The organism is Cupriavidus cauae, from assembly GCF_026210475.1.
Taxonomy (GTDB): Bacteria; Pseudomonadota; Gammaproteobacteria; order Burkholderiales; family Burkholderiaceae; genus Cupriavidus; species Cupriavidus cauae.
Window position 1 is genome coordinate 458,825 of sequence record NZ_CP080293.1, and the last position, 20,727, is coordinate 479,551.

The following is a 20,727-nucleotide window of genomic DNA, read 5'->3' on the forward strand; positions in this document are numbered from 1 at the left end:
CTAATCCTGCAGCGAGGCGGCAAACGCCTCGAGAAACTGCGCATTTTCTTCGGGGGTGCTGACCGTCACGCGCAGACAGTTGGCCAGCAATGGGTGCATTTTACTCACGTTCTTGATCAGCACCTTGCGCGCGAGCAGCCGATCGAAGATTCGCGCGGCATCGGGCACGCGCACCAGCAGGAAATTGCCGGCGCTGGGGAACACGGTAACGCCCGGATGCGCGGCCATCGCCGCGGCCACGCTGGCGCGTTCGGCACGCAATTGCGCGGCCTGTTCGTCGAGCACGTCGACATGCTCGAGCACGAACAGCGCGGTCGCCTCGGTCAGCACGTTGACGTTATACGGCGGGCGCACCTTGTCGATCTGCGCGAGCCAGGCCGGATCGCCGGCCAGGTAGCCGAGCCGGATGCCGGCCAGGCCCAGCTTCGACACGGTGCGCATCACCAGCAGATTGCCGAACTCCGGCAGCCGCGGCATCCAGCTGTGCTGCGCGAACGGCTGGTAGGCCTCGTCGACCACCACCAGGCTGTGGCAGACCTCGCCCTGCGCGGCGCGCACGATCGCCTCCATGTCCTGCTCGTCGAACAGCGTGCCGGTCGGATTGTTCGGATAGGCGAGGTAGATCACCGCCGGCTTGTGCTCGGCCATCGCGGCCAGCATCGCGGCGCGGTCCAGCGTGAAGTCCGCGCGCAGCGGCACGCCGACGAACTCGAGGCCGGTGAACTGCGCCGACATCGCGTACATCACGAAGCCGGGCACGGGCGCCATCACCTTGGCGCCCGGCCGTGCGACCGCCAGCGCCAGCATGCTGATGATCTCGTCCGAGCCGTTGCCGAGCAGGATCTCCATGCCGGCGGGCACATCCATCACGTGCTTCAGGCGCGCGCGCAGCGCCTCGCTGGTCGGTACCGGATAACGGTTCAGCGCGACCTCGGCCAGCCGCTTGCCGAGCTGCTCGCGCAGCGGCGCAGGCAACTGGTACGGGTTCTCCATCGCGTCGAGCTTGATCAGACCGTGCGAATCGGCCACGTGATAGGCGCCCATGGCGCGGACGTCGTCACGGATGATTCGCTCGATCAGGGAAGGCTCGACTGCTGACATGGATTCCTCTTCGGTTGGGGAGTAAAGGGACGGCACGCGGGCCGCCCCGGCAAATCAACTGCGCTTGAGGCGGTATTCGGCGCTGCGGGCATGCGCCTGCAGGCCCTCGCCATAGGCAAGTTCCGCGGCGATCTGGCCCAGCATCTGCGCGCCCGCCTCGCTGACCTCGATCAGGCTCGAGCGCTTCTGGAAGTCATAGACGCCCAGCGGCGACGAGAAGCGCGCGGTGCGCGAGGTCGGCAACACGTGGTTCGGGCCCGCGCAGTAGTCGCCCAGCGATTCGCTGGTGAACTGGCCCAGGAAGATCGCGCCGGCGTGGCGGATCTTCTCGGCCCACTGGCGCGGATTGAGCGCGGAGATCTCCAGGTGCTCGGGCGCGATCGCGTTGGCGATGTCGCAGGCCTCGTCCATGTCGCGTACCTTGATCAGCGCGCCGCGGCCGCCGATCGAGGCCGCGATCACGTCGCGGCGCGGCATGTCGTCGAGCAGGCGGCGGATGCTGTCCTCGACCTTGAGCAGATAGCCGGAATCCGGGCACAGCAGGATCGACTGCGCCATCTCGTCGTGCTCGGCCTGCGAGAACAGGTCCATCGCGACCCAGTCCGGGTCGGTGCTGCCGTCGCAGATCACCAGGATCTCGGACGGGCCGGCGATCATGTCGATGCCGACCGTGCCGAACACGCGGCGCTTGGCCGCGGCGACATAGGCGTTGCCCGGGCCGACGATCTTGTCGACCTGCGGCAGCGTCTCGGTACCGTATGCGAGCGCGCCGACCGCCTGGGCACCGCCGATGGTGAACACGCGGTCGACGCCGGCGATCGCCGCGGCCGCCAGCACCAGCGGGTTGCGCACGCCGCCCGGGGTCGGCACCACCATGATCACTTCCTTGACGCCGGCGACGCGGGCCGGAATCGCGTTCATCAGCACCGATGACGGATAGGCCGCCTTGCCGCCCGGCACATAGAGGCCGACGCGATCGAGCGGCGTCACCTTCTGGCCGAGCACGGTGCCGTCGGCCTCCGCGTATTCCCAGCTATGGCTGCCGCATTCGATCTTCTGCTTCTCGTGGTAGGCGCGCACGCGCGCCGCGGCCGCCTCGAGCGCGGCGCGGCGTTTGGGCTCGAGCTCCTCGAGCGCGGCGTCCATCTCGGCCGGCGACAGTTCCAGCGCGGCCAGCGATTCGGCTTCGACACGGTCGAAGCGCATCGTGTATTCGAGCACCGCGGCATCGCCGCGCACCTTGACGTCGGCCAGGATCTGCGCAACGGCGCGCTCGATGGCCTCGTCCTCGCCGGCCTCGAAGGCCAGCAGCTGGCGCAGCCGCACGGGGAAGTCCGTGCTGGCCGAGTCCAGTCGGCGGATGTTCAGGCTTTGTTCGTTCATGACTCCATTCCCCGGGCCGTCGGCCATGGCATCACGCCACGGCCGCGGAGGCCCGTTCAAACGCTTCGAGGATCGGCGCCAGCCGCTCGCGCTTGAGCTTGAGCGCGGCCTGGTTGATCACCAGGCGCGACGAGATCTGCACGATCTCCTCGACTTCCACCAGATTGTTGGCGCGCAGCGTGCCGCCGGTGCTGACCAGGTCGACGATCGCATCGGCCAGCCCGACCAGCGGACCGAGCTCCATCGAGCCGTACAGCTTGATCAGATCGACGTGGACGCCCTTCTTGGCGAAATGCTCGCGCGCGGTCTGCACATACTTGGTCGCCACCGCCAGCCGCGCCCCCTGCCGTACCGCGCGGACATAGTCGAAGCCCGCCGGCACCGCCACCGACATGCGGCAGCGGGCGATATTCAGGTCGATCGGCGCATACAGGCCGGCCATCCCATGCTCCATCAGCACGTCCTTGCCCGCCACGCCAAAGTCGGCGGCGCCGTACTGCACATAGGTGGGCACGTCGGAGGCGCGCACGATGATCACGCGCACGTCCGGGTCGGTGGTCGGCAGGATCAGCTTGCGCGAGGTTTCCGGGTCTTCGGTGACCTCGATGCCCGCGGCCGCCAGCAGCGGCATGGTTTCGGTAAAGATCCGGCCCTTGGATAGGGCCAGGGTCAGCTGGTTCGGAGAAGGGCTCATCGTCTTGTTCGTGGGTCAGCCGGCGATGCGGCGGATGCGCGCACCGACTGCGGACAGCTTGTCTTCCATGCGGTCGTAGCCGCGGTCCAGGTGGTAGATGCGGTCGATCACCGTTTCGCCGTCGGCGATCAGGCCGGCAATCACCAGGCTGGCCGAGGCGCGCAGATCGGTCGCCATCACGCGCGCGCCCGACAGGCGCGGCACGCCGGTCACCACCGCGGTATTGCCTTCGACCGCGATATTGGCGCCGAGCCGGTTCAGCTCCTGCACGTGCATGAAGCGGTTCTCGAAGATCGTCTCGGTGACCCGCGCCGTGCCGTCGGCCACGCAATCGAGCGCCATGAACTGCGCCTGCATGTCGGTCGGAAAGGCCGGGTATTCGGAGGTGCGAAAGCTGACCGCCCGTGGGCGCTGGCGCATCGACAGCCGCACCCAGTCGGCGCCGCGCTCGATCGATGCACCGGCTTCAACCAGCTTGTCGAGCACCGCGTCCAGAATGACCGGCGGGACATCGCGCACCACCACCTCGCCCAGCGTCGCCGCGGCGGCGCACAGGAACGTGCCGGCCTCGATGCGATCGGCAATCACGCGATGCTCGGCCCCGTGCAGGCGCTCGACGCCGTGAATCACCAGCCGGTCGGTGCCGATGCCCTCGATGCGGGCGCCCATGCTCACCAGCAGGTTGGCCAGGTCGGTGACCTCGGGCTCGCGCGCCGCGTTCTCCAGCACGGTCTCGCCCTCGGCCAGCGTGGCCGCCATCAGCAGGTTCTCGGTGCCCGTCACCGTGATCATGTCCGTGACGATGCGCGCGCCCTTGAGCCGACGCGCACGCGCGTGGATGAAGCCGTGCTCGATCGCGATGTCGGCGCCCATGGCCTGCAGGCCCTTGATGTGCTGGTCGACCGGCCGCGCACCGATGGCGCAGCCGCCGGGCAGCGATACCCGCGCCTCGCCCAGGCGCGCGACCAGCGGCCCGAGCACCAGGATCGACGCGCGCATGGTCTTGACCATTTCATAGGGCGCCTCGGGCGAGAGGATCGCGCCCGCGTTCAGCGTCAGGTGCGTGCCGTCCTGCTCGACCTGCACGCCCATCTGGCGCAGCAGCGCCAGCATGGTGCGCACGTCCTGCAGATCAGGCACGTTGTCCAGGGTCAGCGTGTCGGCCGTCAGCAGGCTCGCGCACAGGATCGGCAGGGCGGCGTTCTTCGCCCCCGAGACGCGGATTTCGCCGCGCAGCGGTCCGTTGCCGTGGATTTCGAGTTGATCCATGAGGATGCGCGGCCGCTCAGCGCTGGCCGGGCTGGCCGGCATGTTCGCCCTGCCCGCCTTGCCATTCGGCCGGCGTCAGCGTCTTCATCGACAGCGCGTGGATCTCGGCCCGCATGCGGTCGCCGAGCGCGGCATAGACGCGCTGATGGCGCTGGATCAGCCGCTTGCCCTCGAACTCGGCGCTGACGATGGTGGCAAAGAAGTGCTGGCCGTCGCCCTCCACTTCGAGGTGTTCGCAGGGCAGCCCCTGGGCGATGTAGTCCCTGACTTGTTCCGGTGTAGGCAGCATGGTGAATCCCGTTTCGTCTGTGTGCGTCCCGCTCTCGCGCGTGTCGGCCCGGCCTGGTCTCGCAAGATCAGTGCCGCAGCTTGTAGCCGGTCTGCAGCAGCCGCAGCGCGATGGCCGCGACGACCGCGAAGGCGCTCGCCACCACGGCCAGGCTGAACCACGGCGACACGTCGGAGACGCCGAAGAAGCCATGGCGGAACCCGTCGATCATGTAGAAGAACGGGTTGGCGTGCGACACCGTCTGCCAGAACGCGGGCAGCGAGTGGATCGAATAAAACACGCCGGACAGGAAGGTCGCCGGCATGATCAGGAAATTCTGGAAGGCGGCCAGCTGGTCGAACTTCTCGGCCCAGATGCCGGCGATCAGGCCCAGCGTGCCCAGCATGCCGGCGCCGAGCAGCGCGAAGACGACGATCCAGGCGACATTGGCCACATGCAGGTCGGCGAACCAAACCGTCACCAGCAGCACGCCCAGGCCGACCGCCAGCCCGCGCACGATGGCGGCGGTCACGTAGGCGCCGAACATCTCCCAGTGCGACAGCGGCGGCAGCAGAACGAACACCAGGTTGCCGGTGATCTTGGACTGGATCAGCGACGACGAGCTGTTGGCGAACGCGTTCTGCAGGATGCTCATCATCACCAGCCCGGGCACCAGGAAGGCGGTGTAGCTGATCTGGTCGTAGACGCGGACGCGGTCCTCCAGCACATGGCCGAAGATCAGCAGATAGAGGATCGCGGTCAGCACCGGCGCGGCCACGGTCTGGAAGCTGACCTTCCAGAAGCGCAGCACTTCCTTGTAGAGCAGCGTGCGAAAGCCCACCAGGCCGCCCACCGCCATCGGCGCCAGGTGCCGGCTGTCGTCGCCGCCGCCGTGACGGGCGTCCTGTTGCGCCTGATCGAGTCCGGCAGGATGTTTCATACCGGGCTCTCCAGCGAGGAAGGGGTGGCATTGACCGGTTCGGTCGGGGCCGCGGCGCGCTTGCCGCCGTCGCCGCTCGCGCCGCCGTCAGCGTCCCTGTCCGCGTCGCGGTCCGCTCCGGCGTCACGCGAAGCCGGCTTGCGCCCTTCTCTCCCCATGATCTGCACAAATACGTCCTCGAGGTCGGCCTTGTTGATTTCCATGTCTTCGATTTCGCAGCCCGCCTCGCGGCAGGCCGCGAGGATCGGTTCGACTACCTGGTAGCCGGACAACCGCAGCCGGATCGCGCGCTCGCCCGGATTGGACGGCATCCGCAGCGGCTCCAGCGAGGCCGGCAGGCGGCCGGCCGACAGCGTCAGCACCAGTTGCAGGCCGGCGAACTGGCTCAGCAGGCTGCTGGTGCGGTCCAGCGCCACCACCTCGCCGAACTTGAGCATCGCGATGCGGTCGCACAGGGCCTCGGCCTCTTCCAGATAGTGGGTGGTCAGGATGATGGTATGACCTTCGCGGTTCAGCCGGGAGATGAATTTCCACAGCGTCTGGCGCAGCTCCACGTCGACGCCCGCGGTCGGTTCGTCGAGCACGATCACCGGCGGACGATGCACCAGCGCCTGCGCGACCAGCACGCGGCGCTTCATGCCGCCCGACAGTTGCCGCATGTTGGCGTCGGCCTTGTCGGTCAGGTCCAGGTTGGCCATGATCTCGTCGATCCAGTCGTCATTGCGGGTCAGGCCGAAATAGCCCGACTGCAGCCGCAGCGTCTCGCGCACGGTGAAGAACGGATCGAACACCAGCTCCTGCGGCACCACGCCCAGCATGCGGCGCGCCACCCGGTAATCGCCGACCACGTCGTGGCCGTGCACGCGCACCTGGCCCGAGTCGGCCCGGTTCAGTCCGGCGAGGATCGAGATCAGCGTGGTCTTGCCCGCGCCGTTGGGGCCGAGCAGGCCGAAGAATTCGCCGCGCTCGACGCTGAAGCTGACGCCCTTGAGCGCCTGCAGATTGCGGTAGCGCTTGCGGACATCCTGGATTTCGATGGCTTTCATGGCCGATATCGTCTGGCGGGCGTGCGAGCGTCGCGCTGCCGCGCCGGGCTCCTGGAAATGGCGGGGACCGCCTGAGGGTGATACAGCTGCCGGACTGGTCGCCCGCCTGGCTTGCCGGCTGCCGGCGTGGCAGGCGCATTGCGCGTTGGCGCGCGGGCGGTGCTGACGAACGAATAACCCGGAATTATAGGGGATGCGAGGAGGTCCCCGCTTGGGACGCGGCGTCGGCTGGCGGCCGGCGCCGAGGCATCGCGACGGTGCCGGCGCGGGCCATCGCCTCGCGCTCACCGCGGATGCCGGTTCAATGTCGATGCAAGCCGGCTTGCTCTAGGGGGGCGGCGGCCGAAGCAGGCGCGGATTCGGTCCTGAATTCGGCGACAGGTTCGGCCGCAATGTCGGCCGCAGTGTCGGCAACCGCTTGCGCCGGCACCGATGCCGGGTCCTGCGGCGACAGCGCCAGCAGCGTATCGACCCCGTACAGGCTGGCGAGCGCGGCCAGTTGCTGCGGCACGCCGACGAACGCCAGGGTCCGGCCGCGCGCGCTGGCATCGCGATGCAGCGCCAGCATCACGGCCACCGCCGACGAATCGACCTGTCCGAGCGCGCTGCAATCGACCTGCGCTTCCCCTTGCGCGACGCGCGCGGCCGCATCGCGCAGCACGGCGGCGGCGTTGCGGTTGGTCAGCGAGGTTCCGAGTGAAAGCATCGAGGCGGTCGGTCGGTAAGGGGCTTGGTCGGGGCAAAACGGCCGGTGCGGGTGAAGCTTGCGCACCGAGCCGGCATTGTAACGCGGCGCAGCATCCACGTGCTGCGCCGCGTCGTCACGGCATGGCAGCCGCGCCGGGGCTCGACTTGCTCTGCTGGCTCAGCCGGCTTAGCCCTTCGCGCTGGCCAGCTGGCGGTTGCGGTCCTGCAGGGTCTTGATCACGCCTTCGATACCCTGCTGGCTGGCGATCGTGTTGAAGCTGCCCTTGTAGGCTTCGGTCAGCCAGGCGCCCAGCACGTTGATGTCGTAGACCTTCCAGCCCTGCGGCGTCTTCTCCAGGCGGTAGTCCATCTGGATCGGCTCGCCCTTGTTGATGACCTGGGTGCGCACGGTGACCTCGGTGTCTTCCGGCGCCGCGCGGAACGGGCGGAACTGCACGGTCTGGTCGCGGATCTGCGAGACGGCGCCCGCATAGGTGCGGATCAGCAGCATCTTGAATTCCTCGACGATCTGCTTCTGCTGCTCCGGCGTCGCCTTCGCCCAGTTGCGGCCCATCGCGATCTGCGTGGTCTTCTGGAAGTTGGCGTTCGGCAGGATCTTCTGCTCGACCAGCGCGGTGATCTTGGGGATGCTGCCGGCCTGCATTTCCTTGTCGGCCTTGACGGTGGCCATCACGTCGTCCACCAGCGCCTTGATCAGGCCGTCCGGGGTCGAGGTGTCCGGGCTCTGGGCCATGGCCGCGGCGGCCATGGCGAAGGCGGCGATGAAGGGAAGCAACAGTCGCTTGAACATGGTTTTTCCTTGTCTATCTTGTTCCGCCGGGGGCGGCGGGGGGTGCGTTGAGTTGGAGAGCGCGCACCCCGGGCAAGTTCATGGTGCCGGGGGCGCGGGGCGCTGGCACCGGTTATCACAGTTTGTTGCAGCGGTGACCGGGCGCTCACAAAGCCGGAGGGCCGCGCCTCCACCGCGGTGACGCCGGCGCCTCTCAGCGTCAGGGTCAGCGTCGGTGTTCAGCAATCCCTCACAGGCCAAGCCGCCCGGGCGACAGCGACGGCGCCACCGGCGGCACCGGCATGGTCTGGCCGGGCAGGCTTTCGCCCGAACCGGAGCTCGGGGGCGTCGGCTTGGCGTCGCCGTCGACGCCATCGTCCTCGCGGTCCGGCGGATTGCCGTCGTAGACCAGGTACTCGCGGCGCTGCAGATAGGCGTCGCGCATGAACGAGTAGCGGTCCAGCGCGGCCATCTCGACCAGGCTGCTGGCGCCCAGCAGCTCGGCGCGGGCGCTGACCACGCGCACGCCGATCAGCGTATTGCGCATCCAGACCGGATGCAGGTAGGCCGACGGGTCGGCCTGCCGGTCGACCAGCATGCCGCCGGTGTCGCGCACCGTGCTCGGACCGAACAGCGGCAGCACCAGGTACGGGCCGGGCGGCACACCCCACACGCCCAGCGTCTGGCCGAAGTCTTCCTTGTACTTGGGCAGGCCGGCCGGCGTGGCGATGTCGATCAGGCCGCCGATGCCCAGCACGGTGTTGATCGCCACCCGCATGGTGTCCTCGGCGAAGCGCGTCGGCTTGCCCTGCAGCAGGTTGTTCAGCGCCGAGTAGACGTCGCTGACGTTGGAGAACACGTTGCTGACCGCGGTGCGCACCGGCGACGGCACGTAGTCGGCATAGACCTCGGCGATCGGGCGCATCACGCCCTTGTCGAAGTCCTCGTTGATCTTGTTGACTTCGCGGTTGAACGGCTCGAGCGGGTCGCGCGGATTGGCGTCCGGCCCCGTCGCGCAGCCCGCCAGGGCGACCGCCATCGCGCCGGCCAGCAGCCAGCGCCCGTGAACTCCCGAACCCCTCATTTCTCCGCTCCCGTGCCGCCCGCGTCGGCCGCCTTGTTGTATAGGAACTGCCCGATCAAATTCTCCAGCACCACGGCCGACTGGGTCATCGTGATCCGCGCGCCGTCGGCCAGCATGGCGGTGTCGCCGCCCGCTTCGAGGCCGATGTATTGCTCACCCAGCAGCCCCGACGTCAGGATCTTGGCCGACGTGTCCTTGGGAAACTGGTAGCGCTGCTCCAGGTGCATCGTCACCGTGGCCTGGTAGTTCTTGTCGTCGAAGCTGATCTGCGCGACGCGGCCCACCACCACGCCGGCGCTCTTGACCGGAGCACGTGCCTTCAGCCCGCCGATATTGTCGAAGCGGGCCTGCACGGTGTAGGTGTCCTCGAAGGTGAAGGCGCTCATGTTCCCGGCCTTCAGCGCGAGGAACAGCAGGGCCACGAAGCCGGCCACCACGAACAGCCCCACCCAGAAATCGAGTGCGTTCTTTCTCATCGGAATTCTCTAGTTCAACCAGCGGGATGCGACGGCGCCCATGCGGGGCTCAGGTACTGAACATCAGCGCCGTCAGCAGGAAATCGAGCCCCAGCACGGCGAGCGACGCGATCACCACGGTGCGGGTGGTGGCGCGCGACACGCCCTCGGGCGTCGGCTTGGCCTCGTAGCCCTGGTACAAGGCGATAAACGTCACGGCAATGCCGAAGATAAAGCTCTTGATGACGCCGTTCAGCACGTCGTCGCGCACATCGACGCCGCCCTGCATCTGCGACCAGAAGGCGCCGGCGTCGACGCCGATCAGCTGCACGCCGACGATGTAGCCGCCCAGGATGCCGACCGCGCTGAAGATCGCCGCCAGCACCGGCATCGCGATCACGCCCGCCCAGAAGCGCGGCGCGACCACGCGCTGCAGCGGGTTCACCGCCATCATTTCCATCGCGGTCAGCTGCTCGCCCGCCTTCATCAGGCCGATCTCGGCGGTCAGCGAAGTGCCGGCGCGCCCCGCGAACAGCAGCGCGGTCACCACCGGCCCCAGCTCGCGCACCAGCGACAGCGCCACCAGCAGCCCTAGCGCCTGCTCGGAGCCGTAGCGGTTCAGCGTGTAGTAGCCCTGCAGGCCGAGCACGAAGCCGACGAACAGCCCGGACACGGCGATGATCACCAGCGACAGGTTGCCGACGAAGAAGATCTGGTCCGACACCAGCCGGAAGCGGCGCAGCATCGACGGCGACATCGCCAGCATCGCGAAGAACATGCGCGTGGCCATGCCCAGGCCCTCGACGCTCTGGCGCACCGCCGAGCCGACCATCGCGATGGCGTTGTAGAGCGCGCCCATCACCGCCCCGCCCCGCCGACGAAGTCCTCGGCGAGCGACGGCCCGCCGTAGTGGAACGGCACCGGGCCGTCGGCCTCGGCATGCACGAACTGGTGGACGAAGGGATCGGTCGAGGCGCGCAGCGCCTCGGGCTCCCCTTCCGCCGCGATGCGGCCTTCGGCGATGAAATACACGTAGTCGGCGATCTGGAAGGTCTCGTGCACGTCGTGCGACACGATGATCGTGGTGGCGCCGAGCGCGTCGTTCAGCGTGCGGATCAGCCGCGCGGTCAGGCCCAGCGAAATCGGATCGAGCCCGGCAAAGGGCTCGTCGTACATCAGCAGCGAGGGGTCCAGCGCGATGGCCCGGGCCAGCGCCACGCGGCGCGCCATGCCCCCCGAGATCTGCGCGGGCATCAGGTCGCGCGCCCCGCGCAGGCCCACCGCGTTGAGCTTCATCAGCACCAGGTCGCGGATCATCGACTCGGGCAGGTCGGTGTGTTCGCGCAGCGGAAAGGCGACGTTGTCGAATACCGACAGGTCGGTAAACAGCGCGCCGAACTGGAACAGCATCCCCATCTGCCGCCGTGCCGCATAGAGGCCGGCGCGGTCCAGCGCCGGGATATCGGCGCCGTCGAAGCGGACATGGCCGCGCTGCGGCCGGACCTGGCCGCCGATCAGCCGCAGCACGGTGGTCTTGCCGCAGCCGGAGCCGCCCATGACCGCGACGACCTTGCCACGCGGAATCCGCATGGACAGGCCCGACAGGATGGGCTTGCCGCCCGCCGCATAGGCGAAGTCGACCGCTTGCAGCTCGACGAGGTTGGGTGTGGTTTCAGTCACGTTGGCATCGCTAGGGACGGTCGGCATTATAAGTGCTAATACCTATACTCGTCCGGGCGCGTGCCGGGCAATGCGCCCGCGATGAAATGCTGCAACGCGGCGCGACGTGCGCTATCGGGCGACGAAGCGGAATCGGTTGCGTTCCGGGCCAGGGCATGGCAGTGCCCCGCGGCCCGGCGCCCTCCCAGTTGACGCCTCCCAGTTGACGCCTCCCAGTTGACGCCTCCCAGTTGGCGCCCTTCCAGTTGACGCCCTTCCAGTTGACGCCCTCCCAGTTGACGCCCTCCCAGTTGACGCCCTCCCAGTTGACGCCCTCCCAGTTGACGCCCTCCCAGTTGACGCCCTTCTCGCTGACGCCCTTCCGCTGATGCCCTTCCCCGCAACGCCGGCCGTGGGGGGAGACTCAAGGTTCGACCGGTCCGCCGGCCTGCCGCAGGATCACCTGCCACTGGATCGATTCCGAGCGGATCGAGGTGGCGAAGGCCTCGGGCGAGTCGCGCAGCGGCGTCAGCCCTACCGATTCCAGCCGGCGCGCGACGTCCCCCTCGCGCACCACCTCGTCGAGCACCGTGGCCAGCTTCGCCACGATCGCGCGCGGGGTCTTGGCGGGCGCCAGCACGCCCAGCCACGGCCCCGCGCCGTAGCCGTCGAGTCCACTCTCGTGCAGTGTCGGCACGCCGGGCGCCAGCGACGAACGCGCCGAGCCGGCCACGCCGAGCAGCCGCAGGGTGCCCTCGCGCACATGCTGCTGGACCGCCGCGAAGTTGCAGAAGCAGGCGCTGATGCGGCCGGCCAGCATCTCCTGCACCAGGGCCGCCTCGCCCTTGGCAGTCACCAGCGGCACGCCATTGGGGATGCCGCGCACCGCGTATTCCGCATACAGATGGGCCGGGGTGCCGGCCTGCGCCGTGCCGACGCTGTAGGCACCCGGGTTGGCGCGCACCGCCGCCAGCCACTGCTGCGCCGTGCGGATCGGCAGCCGCGCGTCGATCACCAGGAACAGCGGCATCGCCGCGACCCGCGCCACCGGCGTGAAGTCGCGCACCACGTCGTAGGGCAGCGGCTCCACGCCGGACTGGATCAGCATGGTGGACTGGTGCAGCAGCAGCGTGTGGCCGTCGGAGCTGGCCTTGGCGACCACGTCGCCGGCGGTGGTGCCATTGGCGCTGGGACGGTTGTCGACCTCGACCGGCACGCCAAGCTTGGCGGTCAGCTTCTCGGCCAGCGTGCGGGCGATGGCGTCCGGCACGCCGCCGGCGGGAAACGGCACGACCAGCCGCAATGGGCGGGCGGGGAACGACATCGGGGCGGAGCGTGCAGCGGAGGATGGCGCCGCAGATTGCGCGGTGGCGGGCGCGGTGGCGGGCGCGCTGGATGGCGCGGCGGATCGCGCGACCGGGGGTGCGGCCAGCGCGTCGCTGGCCGGGCCGAGGAGAGCCGACAGAAGGCACATCATGACCGCCGCGCGCCCGGGGCCGGAAGCCGCGCCCGGCCGCGCAGTGCGCGCGCCGGTCGCCGTCACGGCGGGGAAGTGCAACGTCGCCTTACCTCGCCAAAGCCGCGCAAGCATGCGTACTTCGGGCATCGAGATCCTCCGGGGCGCCGCGCTGGCGGGGCGCCTGGATTGGCAGACAGGGGTGAGCGAGGCAGCGTTGTTCTTGCTGTGGACGATTGTACGGAGTCGGTTCCGGCGAGCACAGACCGCGTTAACCATAGCCGGGTCAACCCCGACGCACATCGGGCGGCCGCCTGGTTGCGGAGTGGCCCCCCTGTTGCGGAGTGGCCCCTGTTGCGGAGTGGCCCCTGTTGCGGAGTGGCCCCTGTTGCGGAGTGGTCCCTGTTGCGAAGTGGTCCCTGTTGCGAAGTGGTCCCTGTTGCCGAGTGGTCCCTTGTACCAAGCGTTCGCCGTTGCGGACCGGTCGTCCATTGCAAAGCGGCTCGCCGATTGCCGAGCCCTATAATCCGCGCCATGTCCGAATTCCTGTTGCGGCCGATGGCGGCGGCCGATCTGCCCGATGTGCTGGCAGTGCAGGCGCAGTGCTACCGCCCCGAACTGATCGAATCGGCCGACGCGCTGGCCAGCCGCCTGGCGCTGGCGCCGGCCCTGTGCTGGGTCGCCGCGCACGCCGAGGCGCCGCGCCGGCTCGCCGCCTATCTGCTGACCCACCCATGGCCGCGCGAGACGCTGCCCCCGCTCGACCGCGTGCTGCGGCACGACGGTTCCGCCGCCGACGAAACGCCGCTGACCTGGTTCATCCACGACATGGCGGTGGCGCCCGCCGGACAGGGGCAAGGGCTGGCGAAACGGCTGTACGAGAAGGCCAGGCACGGTGCGATGCAGGCCGGCCTGCGCTGCTCCCGGCTGATCGCGGTACAGAGCGCGGCGCGCTGGTGGCAGGGGCTGGGGTATGCGCCGGTGGCGCTGGCCGGGGAAGCGGCGACGAAGCTGTCGCGCTATGGGGAAGGGGCGGTGGTGATGGGCAGGCAGCTCGGGGCGTAGCCCTGCGGGGCGATGCCGCCGGGGATTCGTCCCTCTCCCGTTGCGGAAGAGGGACGATACAGAACAACTTCAGCGCGGCAGCTCCGAATGCCCCATCAGGAAGGCATCGACCGAGCGCGCGGCCTGGCGGCCTTCGCGGATGGCCCAGACCACCAGCGACTGGCCGCGGCGCACGTCGCCCGCGGCGAACACCTTCGGCACATTGGTGAAGTAGGCGCGCTCGCCTTCGGTCGAGGCCTTGGCGTTCTTGCGCGCGTCGGTGTCGACACCGAACGCCTCCAGCATCGAGCCCACCGGATTGGTGAAGCCCATCGCCAGCAGCACCAGGTCGGCCTTCAGCACGAACTCGCTGTCCGGCACTTCCTGCATGCGGCCGTCCTTCCATTCGACGCGGCAGGCCTTCAGTGCGGTGACCTTGCCGTTCTCGCCGATGAATTCCTTGGTCGCCACCGACCAGTCGCGCTCGCAGCCTTCCTCGTGCGACGACGAGGTGCGCAGCTTGATCGGCCAGTACGGCCACACCAGCGGCTTGTTCTCTTCCTCCGGCGGCTGCGGCAGCAGTTCGAACTGGGTCACCGACACCGCGCCATGGCGGTTGGAGGTGCCGACGCAGTCCGAGCCGGTATCGCCGCCGCCGATCACCACGACATGCTTGCCGTCGGCGCGGATCTCGTTGGGGCCATCGCCGGCCACTTCCTTGTTCTGCGGAATCAGGAATTCCAGCGCGAAATGCACGCCCTGCAGGTCGCGCCCCGGCACCGGCAGATCGCGCGGCACTTCGGCGCCGCCGGCCAGCACGACGGCGTCGAACTGGTCCATCAGCTCCTGCGCCGAGATCGTTTCGCTCGCGTAGTTCTTGATGCCGGCCGGCAGCTTGCCGTCGGTCACCATCACGCCGGCGCGGAAGGTCACGCCCTCGGCCTGCATCTGGGCCATGCGGCGGTCGATCAGCGCCTTCTCCAGCTTGAAGTCGGGGATGCCGTAGCGCAGCAGGCCGCCGATGCGGTCGTTCTTCTCGAACACCGTGACGTCGTGGCCGGCGCGCGCCAGCTGCTGCGCGGCGGCCAGGCCCGCGGGGCCCGAGCCGACCACGGCCACGGTCTTGCCGGTCTTGTGCGCCGGCGGCTGCGGCTTGACCCAATCCTCTTCCCAGGCCTTGTCGCCGATCGCGCGCTCGATCGACTTGATGCCGACCGGATCTTCATTGATGCCCAGCGTACAGGCGGCCTCGCAGGGGGCCGGGCAGATGCGGCCGGTGAACTCGGGGAAGTTGTTGGTCTGGTGCAGCACGTCGATCGCCGACTTCCAGTCCTGGCGATACACCAGGTCGTTGAAGTCCGGGATGATGTTGTTGACGGGGCAGCCGTTGTTGCAGAACGGGATGCCGCAGTCCATGCAGCGCGCGCCCTGCACCTTGGCTTCGTTGTCGCTCAGCCGGAATACGAATTCCTTGTAATGCCGGACCCGCTTCGGTGCCGGTTCGTAACTCTCGCTCTGGCGCGGAAATTCGAGAAAGCCAGTCGCCTTGCCCATGTCGCTTCCTTGGGTTGTGCTCGGGGCGCAGCGCGATGCGCGCGCCCCGTTGTGAGGTCATTGTGTGTGGTGGACGGCGCGGCGGCAGCGATTCGCCACCGTTGCCGCCTCGCCGTCCCGGCTGCGGTGTCCGCCCTCAGGCGGCGATCGCCTCGCGGTCGCTGTCGCGCGCGGCCTGTTCCTTGGCGTACATCTCGCCCAGCGCCCGCTTGTACTCGGTCGGGAAGACCTTGACGAACTTGCGGCGCGCCGTGGTCCAGTCCGACAGCAGCGCCTTGGCGCGCTCCGAGCCGGTGAAGCGGAAGTGCTGCTCGATCAGGCCGCGCAGGATCACCTCGTCCAGCTGGCGCTTGCCGCCGAACTTGTGCCAGCTCGCCGCGCTCTGGCCCTTCTCCTGGTCGGCGGCGCCCAGCACCGCTTCGAGGGCGACCATCGAGGTGTTGCAGCGCTTGTCGAACAGGCCGTCCTCGTCGTAGACGTAGGCCACGCCGCCCGACATGCCGGCCGCGAAGTTGCGGCCGGTGGCGCCCAGCACCACCACGGTACCGCCGGTCATGTACTCGCAGCCATGGTCGCCGGTGCCCTCGACCACCGCGACGGCGCCCGAGTTGCGCACCGCGAAGCGCTCGCCGGCCACGCCGTTGAAGAAGGCCTCGCCCGCGATCGCGCCGTACAGCACCGTATTGCCGACGATGATGTTGCGGGTCGGATCGCCGCGGAACTCGTGCGGCGTGCGCACGATCACGCGGCCGCCCGACAGGCCCTTGCCGACGTAGTCGTTGGCGTCGCCCACCAGGTCCAGCGTGATGCCGTGCGCCAGGAACGCGCCGAACGACTGGCCCGCGGTGCCCTGCAGCTGGATGTGGATGGTGTCGTCCGGCAGGCCTTCATGGCCGTACTGGCGCGCCACCACACCCGACAGCATCGCGCCGACGGTACGGTTGACGTTCTTGATCGGCTGGATGAACGACACGCGCTCACCCTTGTCGATCGCCGCACGCGACTTGGCGATCAGCACGTGGTCCAGCGCCTTGCCCGATTCCGGCGCCAGGCCGTGATCCTGCGTATCGGTGTGGAAACGCGGTTGGTCGCCCGGGAACGGCGGCTGGTAGAAGATGCGCGAGAAGTCCAGGCCGCGCGCCTTCCAGTGCTCGATGCCGGCACGGGTGTCGAGCAGGTCGGCGCGGCCGATCAGCTCGTCGAAGCTGCGGATGCCCAGCTGCGCCATGATCTCGCGCGCTTCCTCGGCGACGAAGAAGAAGAAATTGACGACGTGCTCGGGCTTGCCCTGGAATTTCTTGCGCAGCACCGGGTCCTGCGTGGCGACACCGACCGGGCAGGTGTTCAGATGGCACTTGCGCATCATGATGCAGCCCTCGGCGACCAGCGGCGCGGTGGCGAAGCCGAACTCGTCCGCGCCCAGCAGCGCGCCGATCACGACGTCGCGGCCCGTCTTCATCTGGCCGTCGGCCTGCACGCGGATGCGGTTGCGCAGGCCGTTGAGCATCAGCGTCTGCTGCGTCTCGGCCAGGCCCAGCTCCCACGGCGTGCCGGCGTGCTTGATCGAGGACCACGGCGAGGCGCCGGTGCCGCCGTCATGGCCGGCGATCACCACGTGGTCGGCCTTGGCCTTGGCCACGCCGGCCGCGACCGTGCCGACGCCCACTTCGGACACCAGCTTGACCGAGATGTCGGCCTGCGGATTGACGTTCTTCAGGTCGTGGATCAGCTGCGCCAGATCCTCGATCGAATAGATGTCGTGGTGCGGCGGCGGCGAGATCAGGCCGACGCCCGGCACCGAATAACGCAGCTTGCCGATGTAGTCCGACACCTTGTGGCCGGGCAGCTGGCCGCCCTCGCCGGGCTTGGCGCCCTGCGCCATCTTGATCTGGATCTGGTCGGCCGAGGCCAGGTATTCGGCGGTCACGCCGAACCGGCCCGAGGCGACCTGCTTGATCTTCGAGCGCAGCGAATCGCCGTCCTTGAGCTCGATGTCGCGCTCGACCACGTCGTCGCCGAGCAGGCTCTTGAGCGTGTCGCCGTTCTTGATCGGAATGCCGCGCAGCTCGTTGCGGTAGCGCTTCTCGTCCTCGCCGCCCTCGCCGGTGTTCGACTTGCCGCCGATGCGGTTCATCGCGATCGCCAGCGTGGTGTGCGCCTCGGTCGAGATCGAGCCGAGCGACATCGCGCCGGTGGCGAAGCGCTTGACGATTTCCTTGGCCGGCTCCACTTCCTCCAGCGGAATCGCCCTGGCCGGATCGACCTTGAACTCGAACAGGCCGCGCAGCGTCATGTGGCGGCGGCTCTGGTCGTTGATCAGGTTCGCGTATTCCTTGTAGGTCTGGTAGGCGCCCTGGCCCTCGTTGGCGCGCACCGAGTGCTGCAGCTTGGCGATCGAGTCCGGGGTCCACATATGCTCTTCGCCGCGGATGCGGAAGGCATATTCGCCGCCGGCGTCGAGCATGTTCTCCAGCACCGGGCTGTCGCCGAAGGCGTCGCGGTGCAGGCGCAGCGCTTCCTCGGCGACCTCGAAGATGCCGATGCCCTCGACGTTCGACGCGGTCCCGTGGAAGTACTTCTGCACCAGCTCGCGCGACAGGCCGATGGCCTCGAAGATCTGCGCGCCGGTGTACGACATGTAGGTCGAGATGCCCATCTTGGACATCACCTTCTGCAGACCCTTGCCGATCGCCTTGATGAAGTTCTTGATCGCCTTCTCGGCCGACAGGTCGCCCGACAGGCCGCCGGCCATCTCGGCCAGCGTTTCCATCGCCAGGTACGGATGCACCGCCTCGGCGCCGTAGCCGGCCAGCAGCGCGAAGTGATGGACCTCGCGCGCCGAGCCGGTCTCGACCACCAGGCCGGTGGACGTGCGCAGGCCCTTCTCCACCAGGTGATGGTGGATGGCCGAGGTGGCCAGCAGCGCCGGGATCGCGACGTGCGACGGATCGACGCGGCGGTCCGACACGATCAGGATGTTGTAGCCCGACTTCACCGCGTCGACGGCCTCGGCGCACAGCGAGGCCAGGCGCGCCTCGATGCCTTCCTTGCCCCACTGGGCGGGATAGCAGATGTCGAGCTCGTACGAGCGGAACTTGCCGCCGGTGTAGTGCTCGATGTTGCGGATCTTGGCGATGTCCTTGAAGTCCAGCACCGGCTGGGACACTTCGAGGCGCATCGGCGGGTTGATGTTGTTCAGCTCCAGCAGGTTCGGCTTCGGCCCGATGAAGGACACCAGCGACATCACCATGTTCTCGCGGATCGGATCGATCGGCGGGTTGGTGACCTGGGCGAACAGCTGCTTGAAGTAGTGGTACAGCGTCTTGTTCTTCGACGACAGCACCGCCAGCGGCGAGTCGTTGCCCATCGAGCCGGTCGCCTCTTCGCCGGACAGCGCCATCGGCGCCATCAGGAACTTGACGTCCTCCTGCGTGAAGCCGAACGCCTGCTGGCGGTCCAGCAGCTTGGCGGCGGGCTTGGCCTCGGAGGCGACGTCTTCCGGCTTCGCGTCGATCTCGTCGAGCTTGATGCGCACGGCGTCGATCCAGCTCTTGTAGGGCTTGGCGTTGGCCAGGTTGTCCTTCAGTTCCTTGTCGTCGATGATGCGGCCCTGCTCCATGTCGATCAGGAACATCTTGCCCGGCTGCAGGCGCCACTTCTGCACCACGCGCGACTCGGGGAACGGCAGCACGCCGGCCTCGGAGGCCAGCACCACGACGTCGTCCTCGGTCACGTAGAAGCGCGCCGGACGCAGGCCGTTGCGGTCCAGCGTCGCGCCGATCTGGCGGCCGTCGGTGAAGCAGATTGCCGCGGGGCCGTCCCACGGCTCCATCATCGCGGCGTGGTATTCGTAGAAGGCGCGACGGTTGTCGTCCATCAGCGTGTGCTGCTCCCACGCTTCCGGAATCATCATCATCATCGCGTGGACCAGCGGATAGCCGGCCATCGTCAGCAGCTCGAGGCAGTTGTCGAACGACGCGGTATCGGACTGGCCCGGATAGATCAGCGGCCACAGCTTGGGCAGGTCGTCGCCCAGCACCGGCGACGAGATCGCGCCGGTACGCGCGTTGATCCAGTTGACGTTGCCCTTGACGGTGTTGATTTCGCCGTTGTGGGCGACCATCCGGTACGGGTGCGCCAGCTCCCAGGCCGGGAAGGTGTTGGTCGAGAAGCGTTGGTGGACCAGCGCCAGCGCCGACACGGCGCGCGGGTCCTGCAGGTCGCGGTAGTACTGGCCGACCTGGTTGGCCAGCAGCAGGCCCTTGTAGACCACGGTGCGCGCCGACATCGACGGCACGAAGTATTCCTTGCCGTGCTTGAGCTTGAGCGCCTGGATGGCGTGGCTCGCGGTCTTGCGGATCACGTACAGCTTCCGCTCCAGCGCGTCCGTCGTCATGATGTCGCGGCCGCGGCCGATGAAGATCTGGCGGATCACCGGCTCGGTCTTGCGCACGGTCGGCGACATCGGCATGGTCGCGTCGACCGGCACGTCGCGCCAGCCCAGCACGACCTGGCCTTCCAGGCGGACGGTGCGCTCGAGCTCCTGTTCGCAGGCCAGGCGCGAGGCGTGTTCCTTCGGCAGGAAGATCATGCCGACGCCGTACTCGCCGGCCGGCGGCAGGGTCACGCCCTGCTTTGCCATTTCCTCGCGATAGAACTGGTCGGGAATCTGGATCAGGATGCCCGCGCCGTCGCCCATCAGGTGGTCCGCGCCCACCGCGCCGCGGTGATCCAGGTTCTCCAGGATCTTCAGGCCCTGCAGGACGATCTCGTGGCTCTTCTTGCCCTTGATATGGGCGACCATGCCGACGCCGCAGGCGTCATGCTCGTTGGCGGGGTCGTACATGCCTTGCGCCTGCGGGCGCCCGGCGGGCGCTTCGGCCAGTTGCGGGGCCGTTTGCTGGGCCGATTGCTGGGCCATCAGCGACTGGGCCTGCTCGGCCGGCGGGATTTGCGATTGGTCCACGGGCTTCGATTCCGGTGAGGGCAGCGCGCCTCGCGTGGCATCGGCCGGAACGGCGTTCGCGTGCAGTCCGGACGGACGTGGTGGGCAGCGAAGGGGACCGCAGCGGCGTACACAGGACGTGACGCGCCGCACAATGAATGTGGGTGGAGCAAATATAAAAGAATCGTTCGAGGCCCGCAAAAAAATAAAATGGGGTCAGATCATATTAACCCATGCCCTGTTTTGGTGATGGTCATTAAGTGGGGACACATTAGTATTGCACCATTTCGGGGCGGATGCGGCGATCGCCATTGCGCATGCCATGGAACCGCCCACCGCTGCCGCAGACCGC

The 20,727-nt window shown here is 68.2% G+C and carries 17 protein-coding genes; 1 reads left to right on the forward strand and 16 read right to left on the reverse strand.

Going from position 1 to position 20,727, the window contains the following annotated elements; genetic code table 11:
* The 14 genes from hisC to KZ686_RS02155 all read right to left on the reverse strand — a co-directional run bounded on the left by hisC (position 1) and on the right by KZ686_RS02155 (position 12,982).
* Positions 1 to 1,101 carry a histidinol-phosphate transaminase gene (gene hisC, locus KZ686_RS02090; protein ID WP_226109494.1) on the reverse strand — a complete coding sequence of 367 codons (1,101 nt, stop codon included), beginning with the start codon at positions 1,099 to 1,101 and terminating at the stop codon, positions 1 to 3.
* 54 nt (positions 1,102 to 1,155) lie between these two features.
* Entirely contained in the window at positions 1,156 to 2,484 is a 1,329-nt protein-coding gene (hisD, locus tag KZ686_RS02095) for a histidinol dehydrogenase (protein ID WP_149319712.1), read from the reverse strand.
* 31 nt (positions 2,485 to 2,515) lie between these two features.
* Entirely contained in the window at positions 2,516 to 3,178 is a 663-nt protein-coding gene (gene hisG / locus KZ686_RS02100; protein WP_149319713.1) for an ATP phosphoribosyltransferase, read from the reverse strand.
* Between the two features lie 15 nt (positions 3,179 to 3,193).
* Positions 3,194 to 4,447, reverse strand: a complete 1,254-nt coding sequence (gene murA / locus KZ686_RS02105; RefSeq protein ID WP_149319714.1) for a UDP-N-acetylglucosamine 1-carboxyvinyltransferase — start codon at positions 4,445 to 4,447, stop codon at positions 3,194 to 3,196.
* 16 nt (positions 4,448 to 4,463) lie between these two features.
* Positions 4,464 to 4,736, reverse strand: a complete 273-nt coding sequence (locus KZ686_RS02110; RefSeq protein ID WP_149319715.1) for a BolA family protein — start codon at positions 4,734 to 4,736, stop codon at positions 4,464 to 4,466.
* 67 nt (positions 4,737 to 4,803) lie between these two features.
* The gene (locus KZ686_RS02115; protein WP_149319765.1) at positions 4,804 to 5,574 is read right to left on the reverse strand and encodes an ABC transporter permease; all 771 of its coding nucleotides are present in this window, start codon (positions 5,572 to 5,574) and stop codon (positions 4,804 to 4,806) included.
* A gap of 77 nt (positions 5,575 to 5,651) precedes the next feature.
* Positions 5,652 to 6,701, reverse strand: a complete 1,050-nt coding sequence (locus tag KZ686_RS02120) for an ABC transporter ATP-binding protein (protein ID WP_149319716.1) — start codon at positions 6,699 to 6,701, stop codon at positions 5,652 to 5,654.
* A 301-nt stretch (positions 6,702 to 7,002) separates the two neighbouring features.
* Entirely contained in the window at positions 7,003 to 7,506 is a 504-nt protein-coding gene (locus tag KZ686_RS25490; RefSeq protein WP_407648500.1) for an STAS domain-containing protein, read from the reverse strand.
* Positions 7,507 to 7,575: 69 nt separating this feature from the next.
* Positions 7,576 to 8,199, reverse strand: a complete 624-nt coding sequence (locus tag KZ686_RS02130; protein WP_265632931.1) for an MlaC/ttg2D family ABC transporter substrate-binding protein — start codon at positions 8,197 to 8,199, stop codon at positions 7,576 to 7,578.
* Positions 8,200 to 8,428: 229 nt separating this feature from the next.
* A complete protein-coding gene (locus KZ686_RS02135; protein ID WP_149319719.1) occupies positions 8,429 to 9,262 on the reverse strand; it encodes an MlaA family lipoprotein in 834 nt (277 codons plus the stop codon).
* Positions 9,259 to 9,738 carry an outer membrane lipid asymmetry maintenance protein MlaD gene (gene mlaD / locus KZ686_RS02140; protein WP_006575761.1) on the reverse strand — a complete coding sequence of 160 codons (480 nt, stop codon included), beginning with the start codon at positions 9,736 to 9,738 and terminating at the stop codon, positions 9,259 to 9,261. The genes KZ686_RS02135 and mlaD overlap by 4 nt, the downstream gene beginning before the upstream one ends.
* 49 nt (positions 9,739 to 9,787) lie before the next feature.
* A complete protein-coding gene (gene mlaE / locus KZ686_RS02145; protein ID WP_150082635.1) occupies positions 9,788 to 10,549 on the reverse strand; it encodes a lipid asymmetry maintenance ABC transporter permease subunit MlaE in 762 nt (253 codons plus the stop codon).
* A gap of 26 nt (positions 10,550 to 10,575) precedes the next feature.
* Positions 10,576 to 11,424, reverse strand: coding sequence for an ABC transporter ATP-binding protein (locus KZ686_RS02150; protein ID WP_255650892.1), 849 nt, complete (start codon positions 11,422 to 11,424; stop codon positions 10,576 to 10,578).
* A 376-nt stretch (positions 11,425 to 11,800) separates the two neighbouring features.
* Positions 11,801 to 12,982, reverse strand: coding sequence for a Bug family tripartite tricarboxylate transporter substrate binding protein (locus KZ686_RS02155; RefSeq protein WP_265632932.1), 1,182 nt, complete (start codon positions 12,980 to 12,982; stop codon positions 11,801 to 11,803).
* Between the two features lie 384 nt (positions 12,983 to 13,366).
* Here KZ686_RS02155 and KZ686_RS02160 point away from each other — a divergent pair, with 384 nt between their 5' ends.
* Positions 13,367 to 13,897 carry a GNAT family N-acetyltransferase gene (locus KZ686_RS02160; RefSeq protein WP_265632933.1) on the forward strand — a complete coding sequence of 177 codons (531 nt, stop codon included), beginning with the start codon at positions 13,367 to 13,369 and terminating at the stop codon, positions 13,895 to 13,897.
* 69 nt (positions 13,898 to 13,966) lie between these two features.
* Here the strand turns inward: KZ686_RS02160 and KZ686_RS02165 are convergent, their stop codons facing one another.
* Together KZ686_RS02165 and KZ686_RS02170 are read right to left on the reverse strand one after the other, a co-directional pair.
* Entirely contained in the window at positions 13,967 to 15,430 is a 1,464-nt protein-coding gene (locus KZ686_RS02165) for a glutamate synthase subunit beta (protein ID WP_149319722.1), read from the reverse strand.
* Between the two features lie 136 nt (positions 15,431 to 15,566).
* Positions 15,567 to 20,351, reverse strand: a complete 4,785-nt coding sequence (locus KZ686_RS02170) for a glutamate synthase-related protein (protein ID WP_407648523.1) — start codon at positions 20,349 to 20,351, stop codon at positions 15,567 to 15,569.
* Positions 20,352 to 20,727 lie beyond the last annotated feature (376 nt).

Bases quoted from the DNA above. Each gene is read 5' to 3' on its own strand.
- murA (WP_149319714.1), bottom strand. From the start codon at position 4,447: ATGGATCAACTCGAAATCCACGGCAACGGACCGCTGCGCGGCGAAATC.
- KZ686_RS02115 (WP_149319765.1), bottom strand. From the start codon at position 5,574: ATGGCGGTGGGCGGCCTGGTGGGCTTTCGCACGCTGCTCTACAAGGAA.
- hisG (WP_149319713.1), bottom strand. From the start codon at position 3,178: ATGAGCCCTTCTCCGAACCAGCTGACCCTGGCCCTATCCAAGGGCCGG.
- KZ686_RS02135 (WP_149319719.1), bottom strand. From the start codon at position 9,262: ATGAGGGGTTCGGGAGTTCACGGGCGCTGGCTGCTGGCCGGCGCGATG.
- mlaD (WP_006575761.1), bottom strand. From the start codon at position 9,738: ATGAGAAAGAACGCACTCGATTTCTGGGTGGGGCTGTTCGTGGTGGCC.
- KZ686_RS02165 (WP_149319722.1), bottom strand. From the start codon at position 15,430: ATGGGCAAGGCGACTGGCTTTCTCGAATTTCCGCGCCAGAGCGAGAGT.
- KZ686_RS02150 (WP_255650892.1), bottom strand. From the start codon at position 11,424: ATGCCGACCGTCCCTAGCGATGCCAACGTGACTGAAACCACACCCAAC.
- hisD (WP_149319712.1), bottom strand. From the start codon at position 2,484: ATGAACGAACAAAGCCTGAACATCCGCCGACTGGACTCGGCCAGCACG.
- KZ686_RS02130 (WP_265632931.1), bottom strand. From the start codon at position 8,199: ATGTTCAAGCGACTGTTGCTTCCCTTCATCGCCGCCTTCGCCATGGCC.
- KZ686_RS02120 (WP_149319716.1), bottom strand. From the start codon at position 6,701: ATGAAAGCCATCGAAATCCAGGATGTCCGCAAGCGCTACCGCAATCTG.
- hisC (WP_226109494.1), bottom strand. From the start codon at position 1,101: ATGTCAGCAGTCGAGCCTTCCCTGATCGAGCGAATCATCCGTGACGAC.
- KZ686_RS02170 (WP_407648523.1), bottom strand. From the start codon at position 20,351: ATGGCCCAGCAATCGGCCCAGCAAACGGCCCCGCAACTGGCCGAAGCG.
- mlaE (WP_150082635.1), bottom strand. From the start codon at position 10,549: ATGGTCGGCTCGGCGGTGCGCCAGAGCGTCGAGGGCCTGGGCATGGCC.
- KZ686_RS02160 (WP_265632933.1), top strand. From the start codon at position 13,367: ATGTCCGAATTCCTGTTGCGGCCGATGGCGGCGGCCGATCTGCCCGAT.
- KZ686_RS02155 (WP_265632932.1), bottom strand. From the start codon at position 12,982: ATGCCCGAAGTACGCATGCTTGCGCGGCTTTGGCGAGGTAAGGCGACG.
- KZ686_RS02110 (WP_149319715.1), bottom strand. From the start codon at position 4,736: ATGCTGCCTACACCGGAACAAGTCAGGGACTACATCGCCCAGGGGCTG.